The following is an 11,826-nucleotide window of genomic DNA, read 5'->3' on the forward strand; positions in this document are numbered from 1 at the left end:
TTGCCTTCGGGTTAGCTATCGGCGCTCCCCGGGCGAACTTGAGGGCGCGTTGCGCAAGCTGCGCAGCCGATCACAGCATCGATTCACTTTCACGCAGGCGCGGCATCGCGCTGGTCACACTGCGCCTTACTTCTTGCTGGCGCAGAACTTGAAAGAGGCGTCGACAGTGCACGCAGAACACGATCCGGACCGGCAGCGTTTCAACATAGACACCGATGGACATCGCGCCGAGCTGGCCTATCGGCGCGAGGGTGAGATCATGACCATCACGCACACGCAGGTGCCGGACGCGATCAGCGGACACGGCGTTGCCGCGGCATTGGTCGAGGACGCTTTGACATTCGCACGGCAGCACGGTTTGAAGGTGATTCCGGCGTGCAGCTATGCCGATGCATATCTGCGGCGACATCCGCAGTATCACGATCTGCTGGCCTGACCAGCAGCGGTTCTTTTCGTAACACGATGCATATCAGGGGAGCGGGTGGTAATGGGGCGGTTGCTTGGATTCAAGGCAGTGCAGGGCTTGCTGGTGCTGGCCGTGTTGGCAGGGTGTACGCAGCGCGCACCGACAACGGCAGAGCCAAGTGCACCGTCAGCCGATGCGGCGCCCGCGGCGGCGGCGCCTGCAGAGCCGACTGTCGTACAGAGCGGCCCGCTGGAAGATGTGATCGAACATGCACCGGCCTACATGGTGGGCATCAGCTATCCGCGCGGGCTGGATGCATATCCGGAACTCACTGCGCTCATTCGCGGCTATGCGCAGGATGCGCGTGCCGAACTGATGCAGGCGGTTTCCGGCCTGGGCAACGACAAGCCGCCGGCGCCGTACGAGCTGTCGTTGGCATTCGAAACCGTGTTGCAAACCCCGGACCTGATCGTGATTTCCGCCGACGGCAGCAGGTACACCGGCGGTGCGCATGGCGAGCCTCTGGTGGCGCGCTTCGTCTGGTTGGTCAAGGAGCGCAAGCAATTGACCGCACAAGCGCTGATTCCGGATCCGGCAGGCTGGGAAAAGATCGGCCGGGAGGTCGCGGCGCAATTGCATGCAGCAGCGACCCAGCGTGTCCAGCAAGATCGCGTGCCGGTAGAAGAGCAGGCTGAGCAGGTGGCTTCGGCCGATCGCATGATTGCCGAAGGCACCGCCGCGCAGGCGGAGAATTTTGCGCAGTTCGTACCGGTATTGAATGCAAATGGGCAGATCACTGCCGTGCGCTTTGTATTTGCGCCCTATCAGGTTGGTCCCTACTCGGATGGCACGCAGATGGCAGAGGTCGCTGCCTCCACATTATTGCCTTCGGTCGCACCGGAATATGTACATCTCTTCGCGCGCTGAGGTGTCGCATCGCGCATGATGTGATTGAATGGCCCGGCCATTCAGCAACGTACTCCAACGGGTGATATGAGTAGTTTCGATCCAACCGCAAGTCGCGTGGACCACACCTGCGTGCGTTATCCGGCGTTCCCGCGGGAGCCGGCAATATTGGTGAGACTGATCAAGCATCTCTACAAGCGCCTGCATACGCTCGGGTGCGTGCGACTCAAGCCTTATGGCCTCAGTCCGCCGGAATACGAGATCTTGATGATGCTCTATGGCACACCGGAGCAATCGATCACTCCGACCGAGGTAGCCGAAGCCGCCAGCGAAAAGCCGGCCAACATCACCCGGCTGACCGATCAACTGTGCGAGAAAGGCCTGATCTCGCGCACCAGCAGCCCCGAGGATCGGCGCAAGATCGTACTGACGCTGCAGCCCGCAGGCTCGGCCTTGATCGAAAGCCTGTTGCCCGATGCCTGCACGCTGTTGCATGCAGAGACCGCCAGCATGAGCGAGGCCGAGCAGCTGCGTCTGGAGAAGCTGCTGAAAAAGCTCCTGGATGGCGTGGACGCGGTGGAACTCTAAGCACTGCGCGTTGCGCGTTGCGCGTGCGATAAGGCGTTGCAAACGCAGCCAGCAAAAGGCCGCCCTGATCGCTCAGGGCGGCGTGTCAGCTCATCGGTCCTCAAACAAGCACTTGCCGATACCATCGCGAGCAGCTGGATGTCGCGTCTGGTGTGCGAGATCGGCATGCCCGCAGGGGACATGCCGATCCTGTTGCCAAGCACGCGGCCCGATGACCGCGCGCGGATCGTGCAGCCGGATCTACGGCTTGGACTGCGGCGATTCCGGAGTGGCACCATCGCCGCCTTGCGCGCTGAGACCGCGCTTTTCGAGCAGCGGCTCGATCTGCGGCGCATGCCCGGCAAAGTTCTGGAACAGCTCCATCGCATCCACGCTACCGCCGCGCGAAAGCAGGGTCTTGCGGAAACGATCGCCATTGGCGCGGCTCAGGCCACCGTGCTGCTTGAACCACTGCTGGGTGTTGGCGTCCAGCACTTCCGACCAGATGTAGGCGTAGTAGCCTGCCGCGTAACCGCCCATGATGTGGCTGAAATACGGGGTCTTGTAGCGCGGCGGCACCGGCGCGTAGGCAATGCCGTCTTGCTGCAGCGCCTTGGCTTCGAATGCCATCACGCCGGCGGCGTCCGGTACCTGGCTGGCGCTGACCTGGTGCCAGTTCTGATCCAGCATCGCCGCACCCAGGTATTCGGTGGTGGCAAAGCCCTGGTTGAACTTGGATGCGGCAATCACCTTGTCCAGCAATGCCTGCGGCATCGGGGTGCCGTTCTGGTAATGCTTGGCGTAGTTCTTCAGGATGGATGGTTCGTCGGCCCACATTTCGTTGACCTGCGAGGGGAACTCGACGAAGTCGCGCGGCACGCTGGTGCCGGAGAAATACGGGTATTTGACGTCGGAGAACATGCCGTGCAGCGCATGCCCGAACTCATGGAACATGGTGGTCACTTCATCCCAGGTCAGCAGCGTCGGCTGGCCGGCCGGCGGCTTGGGAATGTTGAGGTGATTGGCCACCACCGGCTTGAAGCCGGTCAGCTCCGACTGCGACACATAGGAGTTCATCCATGCGCCACCGCGCTTGGATTCGCGCGCATACATGTCGGCAATGAAGATCGCCAGCTGCTTGCCGTCCGCGTCGAACACGTCGTAGACGGTGATGTCGTCGCGGTAGGTCGGCAGGTCGGTGCGCTGTTTGAAAGTCAGGCCATATTCCTGAGTGGCCGCATAGAACACGCCGTTTTCCAGCACGTTCTTCAGTTCGAAGTACGGCTTGAGCTGGGATTCGTCGAAATTGTACTTGGCCTGGCGCACCTTCTCGCTGTAGTAGGCCCAATCCCAGGCTTCCAGCTTGAACGTCGGCTTGCGCGCGGCCTTTTGTTCCTTGTCGATCATGGCCTGCAGATCGGCGGCTTCGCGCTTGGCATTGGCCACCGCGGCCGGCGCCAGTTTGCCCAGCATCGCGTTGACCGCTTCGGGCGTCTTGGCGGTCTGGTTTTCCAGCGAGTAGGCGGCATAGGTGGGGAAGCCCAGCAGCTTGGCCTTGTCGGCGCGCAGCTTCATGATGCGCGACACCAGCGCGGTGTTGTCGTACTGGCCGCCGTGGCTGCCGCGCGACACCGAGGCGTCGTAGATCCTCTTGCGCAGCTCGCGATTCTTCAGCTGGGTCAGCGGCGGCTGGCCGGTGGTGTTGAGCAAGGCGATGACGTACTTGCCATCGAGCTTGCGCGCCTTGGCCGCTTCGGCGGCGGCGGCAATCTGCTCCTGCGACAAACCGTCCAGCTGCTTGACGTCGTCCACGACCACAGCGGCAGCATTCACTTCGGCCAGCACGTTCTGGCTGAAGGTGGTGCCCAGGTTGGCCAGCTCGGCATTCATGGCCTTGAGCGTGGTCTTGTCGGCGTCGGAGAGCTTGGCGCCGTCGCGCACGAAGTCGCTGTAGTACTTCTCGACCAGGCGCACGCCTTGCGCATCCAGCCCCAGCGTGGCGCGTTGGTCGTACAAGGTCTGGATGCGTGCGAACAGCTTGCCGTTGAGCGAAATCGCATCGCGGTGCGCTGCGAACTTCGCCGAATAGTCGGCCTGCAACTTCTTGCGTGCGTCGTTGGTGTCTGCGCCCACCAGATTGAAGAACACCGTGGTGGCGCGGTCGAGCGTGGCGCCGCTCTTTTCCAGCGCGATGATGGTGTTGTCGAAGCTGGGCTTGGCTTTCTGGTTGGCGATTTTTTCCACTTCCTTCAACTGTTCGGCCATGCCGGCATCGAAGGCAGGTGCGAAATCGCTGTCCTTAATTTTGTCGAACTGCGGGTAATGCAGCGGCAGCGTGCTGTCGGCAAAAAAGGGATTGGCTTGGGTGGCGGCCTGCGTGGCAGCGGGGGCGGCGATGCTGTAGGACGGCATGGCAAGTCCCAGGGAGGCGGCCAGGGCAAAAGCGAGACGGGTGGTCAAGAGAGTTGCTCCAAAGTGCGAACCGCCGAGGCTAACCCAGCCCGTCGGGACAGGCGTGTGACAAAAGGCATGGCTGCCAAGCCAAGGCGACGCGATCAGGCGGGCACAACCGTTGCTCGCCCTGCAATCGCGCGAGTCGATGCAAGCTGGGCCTGTACCGCCGCCGACAGTGTGCCCGTCGCACTTTGTGGCAGTACGAGCTAGCGGTCTTCGGGCGACCTCGGCGAGCTGCCGGGGCGTCTGCTTGACGATCCCGGCGTGTCGCGCGGCAGGCGATCTGCCGCACGACTGCCCTTCGCAATCTTTCCCCGCCGCATGGCCGTCGTGCAGGCGGCTACGGTACGCTGCCCGTCTCGCACACTGCAGGGCAACCATGAGCGACATCTCCACCTTCGCCTTCACCGACCTGGAAGGTCGCACCCAGTCGATGCGCGATTACGCCGGCAACGTCCTGCTGGTGGTCAATGTTGCCTCCAAGTGCGGGTTTACGCCGCAATACGCGGGGCTGCAGGCGCTGTGGCAGCGTTATCGCGAACGTGGGCTGGTGGTGATCGGCTTTCCGTGTGATCAGTTCGGCCATCAGGAGCCGGGCGATGCGGCGCAGATCCGCCAGTTCTGCTCGCTCGACTATGCGGTGGATTTTCCGCTGGCAGCAAAAATCGAGGTCAACGGCAACGGCGCGCATCCGCTGTGGCAATGGCTCAAGCACGAACAACGCGGTGTGCTCGGATCCGAAGCGATCAAGTGGAACTTCACCAAGTTCCTGGTCGGCCGCGACGGCCGCGTACTGGAACGTTATGCGCCCACCACCAAGCCGGAAGCGTTGGCCGCCGACATCGAGCGCGCGCTGGGCGCATGATCCGGCAGGGCATGGGAGTGGAACCGTAGGAGCGCACCCGCGCGCGACGAAGCTTTCCCGGTAACGCCTGGTCGCGCCCGGGGGCGCTCCTACGATCTCGGGTTCTTCAGATGAAACGCCGCGCCGCGCGGGTCTTGCACGCGTCGCATCACTTTTCGACGAATGCACGCTCAAACACGTAATGCCCCGGCGTGCCGATGCGCGGCGAGGTCTGGAAACCGCGGCTATCGAGCAGGGTGCGCAGGTCGGCCAGCATCTGCGGGCTGCCGCAGATCATGAAGCGGTCGTTGGCCGGATCCAGTGTCGGCAACCCGAGTGTCTGCTGCATGCGCCCATCGGCCATCAGCTCGGTCAAACGGCCTTGGTTGGCGAAGGCTTCGCGCGTGACCGCCGGGTAGTACAGCAATTTCTCGCGCAGCAGGTCGCCGAGGAATTCATGCTGCGGCAATTCGCGTTCGAAGTAATCGCGATAGGCCAGATCCTGCACGAACCGCACGCCCTGGGTGAGGATCACCTTGTCGAAACGCTCGTAGGTTTCCGGGTCCTTGATGATCGACAGCCACGGCGCCAGACCAGTACCGGTGCCCAGCAGATACAGGTTGCGCCCGGGGTGCAGGTCGCTGATCAGCAGCGTGCCGGTGGGCTTCTTGCCGACCAGCACCTTGTCGCCGGGCTGGATGTGCTGCAGCCGCGAGGTCAGCGGGCCGTCCGGCACCTTGATGCTGAAGAACTCCAGATGTTCTTCCCAATTGGCACTGGCGATCGAATACGCACGCAGCAACGGACGCGTTTCGGTTTCCAGCCCGATCATCACGAACTGCCCGTTTTCGAAACGGAAGCCGGCATCACGGGTCGTGGTGAAGCTGAAGTAGGCATCGGTCCAATGACGGACCTCAAGCACCGTTTCGGCGCCAAAAGCGGAAGACATACCGGTCGTGTCGTGGGAGGAGTACGCACCAATTCTACCTCAAGCTGGCCAAATGAGATGAACTCTCATTTGGGTGCGGGGATTCGGGAGTCGGGATTGGGGATTCGCAATTCGCAAGAGCAGATCCTGGATCCTGAGCGCGCCGGGCTCGCGGATGAGCCGGCAGCTTTTACCAATCCCCAATCCCGAATCCCTGCCTCACCGATACCCCGCCGCCTGCAATTCGAACAATTCCGCATACCGGCCGCCCTGCGCCATCAGCTCTTCGTGGGTGCCGTTGGCCTCGATGCGGCCAGCAGCCAGCACCAGAATGCGGTCGGCCATGCGCACGCTGGAGAAGCGGTGCGAGATCAGCACGGCGGTGCGGTTGTCCGACAGCTCCTTGAAGCGCTGGAACACCTCGAATTCGCTGCGCGCATCCAGCGCGGCGGTGGGTTCGTCCAGGATCATTAGCTGCGCATCGCGCATGTAGGCGCGGGCGATGGCGATCTTCTGCCATTGCCCGCCGGACAGATCCACGCTGTTCTTGAAACGCCGCCCGATCAGCTGGTTGTAACCGTCGGGCAGGCTGTCGATCAGCTCGCCGGCCATCGCGCGTTGCGCGGCGGCGCGGATGCGTGGTGTGTCGTCCATCGCGTCCACCTGGCCCACGCCGATGTTTTCGCCAACGCTCAGGTGATAGCGCACGAAGTCCTGGAAGATCACGCCGAGGTTGGCGCGCAGGTCGTCCAGGTCGTAGTCGCGCAGGTCGTGGCCATCGAGCAGGATGCGGCCTTCGTCGGGGTCGTAGAGCCGGGCCAGCAGCTTGACCAGGGTGGTCTTGCCGGCGCCGTTTTCGCCGACCAGCGCCAGCACTTCACCGGCGCGCAGTTCGAAATCCAGGTGCCGCACCGTCCACTGTTCCGCGTCCGGGTAGCGGAAGCCGACGTCTTCGAACACGAAGCCCTGGCGGATCGGGCGTGGCACCGGCAGTGCGTTCGGGCGCGAGCGGATTTCCGGCACGATGTTGAAAAACGAATACAGATCGTCCAGATACAGCGCCTGGCCTGCGACCTGCGAAAAGCCGATCAGCAAGCCTTCCAGCAATTGCCGCAGGCGCAGGAAACTGCCGGCCAGGAAGGTCAGGTCGCCGATGCTGAAGTCGCCGCGCACCGTGCGCCAGGCGATGTAGCCGTAGGCCATGTAGTAGCCCAATGTGCCGAGCGCGGCCAGCAGCGCTCCCCACATTGCGCGCTTGCGTGCCAGCGCACGGTTGGCCTGGAAGAACTTGTCGGCCAGCCGGCGGTAGCGCGCGATCAGGAAGCGGTGCAGGTTGAGGATCTTGACTTCCTTGGCCGTCTCCACGCTGGCGCCGACCTGGCGCAGGTAATCGAGCTGGCGCCGTTCCGGCGTCCACTGGAAGTTGAGCGAATAGCCGAGCGCATTGAAATGCGCCTCGCCGATGAAGGCCGGAATCAACGCGACCGCCAGCAGCACGATCAACCAGGGTGCATAGACCACCAGGCCCACCGCCAGGCTGATCACGGTAATGGCGTCCTGCACCTGGCCGAACAGCTGGCTCATCAGGTTCATGCGGTTCATGGTCTGGCGTCGCGCGCGATCCAGCTTGTCCTGCCGGTCCGGGTCTTCGAAATCCTCCAGATCCAGCTGCGCGGCATGTTCCATCAGACGCACGCTGGCAGCGTTGTTGAACAACTCCGACAGCAGCGCATCGGCATAGCCGACCAGCCGGCCGAGCAGGTCCGAGCCGATCGCCAACGCCAGTTCCAGCGCCAGCAGTTCCAGTAGCCGGTTCAGGCGGCCGCTGCCCAGGGCCTGCGCAAACGAGTCGAATGCCGACGGCTGGCCGACCAGGTGGATCGCCTCGTCGATGATCAATTTGCCGATGTACAGCGTCGCCACCGGCATCAGCGCGCGCAGCACGCGCAAGCCGATGCTGCTGGCACTCAGCCAGCGGCTGGTCTGCCAGATCTGCTGCAGGAACGGCGGTAGATTGCGCAGCGCATCCAGGCGCTCGCGCAGGGTAGGGCCGGTACGGGGAGCGGCAGGCGCAGTGGCGCCGGAACGGGAAGCTGACATCGCGCTAGTGTGCCGCGCCCGGCGTGGGCGCGGGGTGTTGGCTGGCGGCAGGAAAGGCCAGGGCCCGCGCGCAGGCGCGGGCTCGCCTTGGCGCACAGGGCTCACCGCCAGCCGGTGCGCCGGCAACGGTCCGTGGACTCGTCGCTTGCCATCACCGCAGCACGGCCGCAGCGCTGCGCCGACGACGACCGGCCAAAGACCGCATCAGTCAATCGTAGCGATAGACGCCGCCGCCGGACGCGCCTGCGGTTTGCTCTAAAATGCCCGGATTGCACCCCCGCCAGCCGTAGAGCCAGCCGTGACCTCGATCAAGCAGGAAGACCTCATCCAGTCCGTCGCCGATGCGCTGCAGTACATCAGCTACTACCACCCGGTCGACTACATCAAGAATTTGTCCGCCGCCTACGAGCGCGAAGAATCGCCGGCCGCCAAGGACGCCATTGCGCAGATCCTGATCAATTCGCGCATGTGCGCCGAGGGCCACCGCCCGATCTGCCAGGACACCGGCATCGTCACCGTGTTCCTGGAAATCGGCATGCACGTGCGCTGGGACGACGCCACCATGGGTGTGGAAGACATGGTCAACGAAGGCGTGCGCCGTGCCTACAACCATCCCGACAACAAGCTGCGCGCCAGCGTGCTGGCCGATCCGGCCGGCAAACGCACCAACACCCGCGACAACACGCCGGCAGTGGTCAACACCAAGATCGTGCCCGGCCACCATGTGGAAGTGATCGTCGCGGCCAAGGGCGGCGGTTCGGAGGCCAAGAGCAAGTTCGCCATGCTCAATCCGTCCGATTCCATCGTCGATTGGGTGCTCAAGACCGTGCCGACCATGGGCGCCGGCTGGTGCCCGCCGGGCATGCTCGGTATCGGTATCGGTGGCACCGCCGAAAAGGCGATGCTGCTGGCCAAGGAAGCGTTGATGGAACCGATCGACATCGTCGACCTGCAGGCGCGCGGCGCCTCCAACCGTGCCGAAGAGCTGCGGCTTGAGCTGTACGAGAAGGTCAATGCGCTGGGCATCGGCGCGCAAGGCCTGGGTGGCCTGACCACCGTGCTGGACATCAAGGTCAAGGATTATCCGACCCATGCCGCCAACCTGCCGGTGGCGCTGATCCCCAACTGCGCCGCCACCCGCCATGCGCATTTCACCCTGGATGGCAGCGGCCCGGTGATGCTGGATCCGCCGTCGCTGGAAGACTGGCCCAAGCTCACCTACAACCCGACCAATGCGCGCCGGGTGAACCTGGACACCATCACCCGCGAGGAAGTGGCCAGCTTCAAGCCGGGCGAGACGATCCTGCTCAACGGCAAGCTGCTGACCGGCCGCGATGCCGCGCACAAGCGCATGATCGACATGCTCAACCGCGGCGAAACCCTGCCGGTGGATTTCACCAATCGCTTCATCTACTACGTCGGCCCGGTCGATCCGGTGCGCGACGAAGTCGTCGGCCCGGCTGGCCCGACCACCGCCACGCGCATGGACAAATTCACCAGGCAGATGCTGGAGCAGACCGGCCTGCTCGGCATGGTCGGCAAGTCCGAGCGTGGCGATGCGGCGATCGAGGCGATCCGCGACAACAAGGCCGTCTACCTGATGGCGGTCGGTGGTTCTGCGTATCTGGTGTCCAAGGCGATCAAGGCCGCCCGCGTGCTGGCGTTCGAGGACCTCGGCATGGAGGCGATCTACGAATTCGAGGTCAAGGACATGCCAGTGACGGTCGCGGTGGATTCCAGCGGCGAGTCGGTGCACAAGACCGGCCCGCGGCAATGGCAGTCGCGCATCGGCAAGATTCCGGTGGTGGTGGAGTAACGGCGGCGATCGAGCCGGCTGCACCGCCGTTGCGCGGATGTGGCCGGTGCCGGTGAGCTGCAGGGACGATGCGCGCATGCGGCATCGTGTGGAGGGCGTCGTGATGTCGGTGCGCGCGCCGGCGCAGCGGTGATTGCACCACACAGGTCTTCGACAGCCCGGTAAAAACAACCACAATCGCCGTGAGCCGCGCAGGCTTTGCCCGCCTCGCGCGCCTGTTCCTACGGATCCCGGAGCCCGCATGGTCGCCACGCTGTACCACTCCCCCAGCACCGCAGCGTTGGTGGTGCATTGGCTGCTGATCGAACTGGATATTCCGCACGCACTGCACCCGCTGGATTTCGAACGCGGCGAGCACAAATCGCCGCAGTATCTGGCGCTCAACCCCGCCGGCGTGGTGCCCACGCTGGTGCTCGATGGTCAAGTGCTCACGGAAGCCGCAGCCATCGTGCTGCAGCTGGCCGATCTGCATCCGCAGGCCGGGCTGGCCCCGGCAGTCGGCACGCCGGAGCGTGCGGCGTACTACAAGTGGATGTTCTTCTGCGCCAACACCCTGCAGCCGGCGTACCGCGCCTGGTTCTACCCGAGCGAGCCGGCCGGGGCCGGGCAGGCCGAGGCGGCGCAGATGCACGCCCGCCGCAAGCTCGAAGCGGCCTGGACCCAGGTCGATGCGCATCTGCAGGCCCACGGCCCATATCTGCTCGGCAAAACCGTGTCTGCGGCCGACTTCATGCTGACCATGCTGATGCGCTGGTCGCGCAACATGCCGCGGCCGACCGATACCTGGCCTGCGCTGCGGGCGCATGCAATGCGGATGAAGGCGCGCCCAGCGTTCCAGGAAACCTATCGCCGGGAGGGCCTGACGGACTGGACCTGAACCTGCGCCCGCGGACTGCGTCTTTTGATCGCAGACGCTCCATCCGGCCCGTTTGGTCGCGTCCGCCACATAGTACGATCGCGTCACCAACCACAGAGCAGGGGGCTCGTCCATGTCGCATTCCGCATCGCGTCGAAAATTGCTTCAGTGCGCCTGTTGCGCGCCGATCGCGGCCGCTGCCGCATCCCTGCCGTTCGCCTTGCGCGCGGCGCCGTCCAAGAAAACCGATTTGAATGCCGAGCAGGCGCTGCAGATTCTGCGTGACGGCAACAACGCGTTCGTCGAAAACCGCCCCAAGAAAGTGATCTCCGACAGCAAGCGCCGCCTGGAGCTTGCGCTGGGCCAGACCCCGTTCGTCATCCTGGTGTCGTGCTCGGATTCGCGCGTGCCGCCGGAGTTGCTGTTCGGCCGCGGCCTGGGCGAAATGTTTATCGTCCGCAACGCCGGCAATACTGTCGACACCACCGCGCTCGGTTCGATCGAATATGCGGTCAGCCAGCTCGGCGTGCCGCTGGTGGTGGTGATGGGCCACGAAAGCTGCGGTGCGGTGGCGGCGGCAGTGTCGGTCGTGGAGAACAACACGTTCTTCCCGGGCGCAATCGGCTCGATGATCGAGCCGATCGTTCCGGCGGTGCTGACCGCCAAGGCCAAGGGCGGTACCGACCTGCTGGCCGACTCGGTCAAGGCCAACGTCAAACGTACCGTCGACCGCTTGCGCGCGGCATCGGAGCCTGCGTTGCTCGAACCATTGCGTGCCGGCAACGTGCGCGTGGTCGGTGCGTACTACACCTTGCAGGACGGCAAGGTGGACTTTTTCGACGTCTGAGGCGATTGCAAGAAAGCCGCGGCAATAGCGGTGTTGCCGCAGCTGTGGGGAGTCCCAAGCGTCTTGCAAACAGGGTTTGAAAGAACATGAAAGCCGGCATGC

10 protein-coding genes are annotated in these 11,826 nt (G+C 64.0%); 7 read left to right on the top strand and 3 right to left on the bottom strand.

The features are described from left to right. Positions 1-166 precede the first annotated feature (166 nt). The 3 genes from ACDH77_RS07045 (at position 167) to ACDH77_RS07055 (ending at position 1,900) form a co-directional block, all read left to right on the top strand. Complete coding sequence (locus ACDH77_RS07045; RefSeq protein ID WP_057681604.1) at positions 167-436, top strand: GNAT family N-acetyltransferase; 270 nt, start codon at positions 167-169, stop codon at positions 434-436. 51 nt (positions 437-487) lie between these two features. After that, complete coding sequence (locus ACDH77_RS07050; protein WP_127165951.1) at positions 488-1,333, top strand: DUF3298 and DUF4163 domain-containing protein; 846 nt, start codon at positions 488-490, stop codon at positions 1,331-1,333. 66 nt (positions 1,334-1,399) lie between these two features. Further along, the gene (locus ACDH77_RS07055) at positions 1,400-1,900 is read left to right on the top strand and encodes a MarR family winged helix-turn-helix transcriptional regulator (RefSeq protein WP_008571407.1); all 501 of its coding nucleotides are present in this window, start codon (positions 1,400-1,402) and stop codon (positions 1,898-1,900) included. Positions 1,901-2,140: 240 nt separating this feature from the next. Here ACDH77_RS07055 and ACDH77_RS07060 read toward each other — a convergent pair whose 3' ends face one another. Then, the gene (locus ACDH77_RS07060; protein ID WP_206516325.1) at positions 2,141-4,339 is read right to left on the bottom strand and encodes a M3 family metallopeptidase; all 2,199 of its coding nucleotides are present in this window, start codon (positions 4,337-4,339) and stop codon (positions 2,141-2,143) included. Between the two features lie 373 nt (positions 4,340-4,712). Here ACDH77_RS07060 and ACDH77_RS07065 point away from each other — a divergent pair, with 373 nt between their 5' ends. Next, the gene (locus ACDH77_RS07065; RefSeq protein WP_008571409.1) at positions 4,713-5,198 is read left to right on the top strand and encodes a glutathione peroxidase; all 486 of its coding nucleotides are present in this window, start codon (positions 4,713-4,715) and stop codon (positions 5,196-5,198) included. Positions 5,199-5,346: 148 nt separating this feature from the next. On the opposite strand, the gene ACDH77_RS07070 is transcribed toward ACDH77_RS07065, so the two are convergent. Together ACDH77_RS07070 and ACDH77_RS07075 are read right to left on the bottom strand one after the other, a co-directional pair. Beyond that, on the bottom strand, positions 5,347-6,126 hold the full coding sequence (locus tag ACDH77_RS07070; RefSeq protein WP_008571411.1) for a ferredoxin--NADP reductase: 780 nt from the start codon (positions 6,124-6,126) through the stop codon (positions 5,347-5,349). A gap of 198 nt (positions 6,127-6,324) precedes the next feature. Continuing rightward, the gene (locus tag ACDH77_RS07075; protein ID WP_008571412.1) at positions 6,325-8,205 is read right to left on the bottom strand and encodes an ABC transporter ATP-binding protein; all 1,881 of its coding nucleotides are present in this window, start codon (positions 8,203-8,205) and stop codon (positions 6,325-6,327) included. A gap of 298 nt (positions 8,206-8,503) precedes the next feature. On the opposite strand from ACDH77_RS07075, the gene ACDH77_RS07080 reads away from it, so the two are divergent. From ACDH77_RS07080 to ACDH77_RS07090, 3 genes are all read left to right on the top strand, one after another. Then, positions 8,504-10,021 (top strand): fumarate hydratase, encoded by a 1,518-nt coding sequence (locus ACDH77_RS07080; RefSeq protein WP_031421890.1) that lies wholly within the window; start codon positions 8,504-8,506, stop codon positions 10,019-10,021. Between the two features lie 241 nt (positions 10,022-10,262). Then, on the top strand, positions 10,263-10,898 hold the full coding sequence (locus ACDH77_RS07085; RefSeq protein WP_011346924.1) for a glutathione S-transferase family protein: 636 nt from the start codon (positions 10,263-10,265) through the stop codon (positions 10,896-10,898). A gap of 187 nt (positions 10,899-11,085) precedes the next feature. Further along, the gene (locus ACDH77_RS07090; RefSeq protein ID WP_029819060.1) at positions 11,086-11,724 is read left to right on the top strand and encodes a carbonic anhydrase; all 639 of its coding nucleotides are present in this window, start codon (positions 11,086-11,088) and stop codon (positions 11,722-11,724) included. The last annotated feature ends 102 nt before the right edge of the window (positions 11,725-11,826 follow it).

The sequence above is a fragment of the Xanthomonas axonopodis pv. maculifoliigardeniae genome, from assembly GCF_041519315.1.
GTDB classification, from domain to species: domain Bacteria; phylum Pseudomonadota; class Gammaproteobacteria; order Xanthomonadales; family Xanthomonadaceae; genus Xanthomonas; species Xanthomonas euvesicatoria.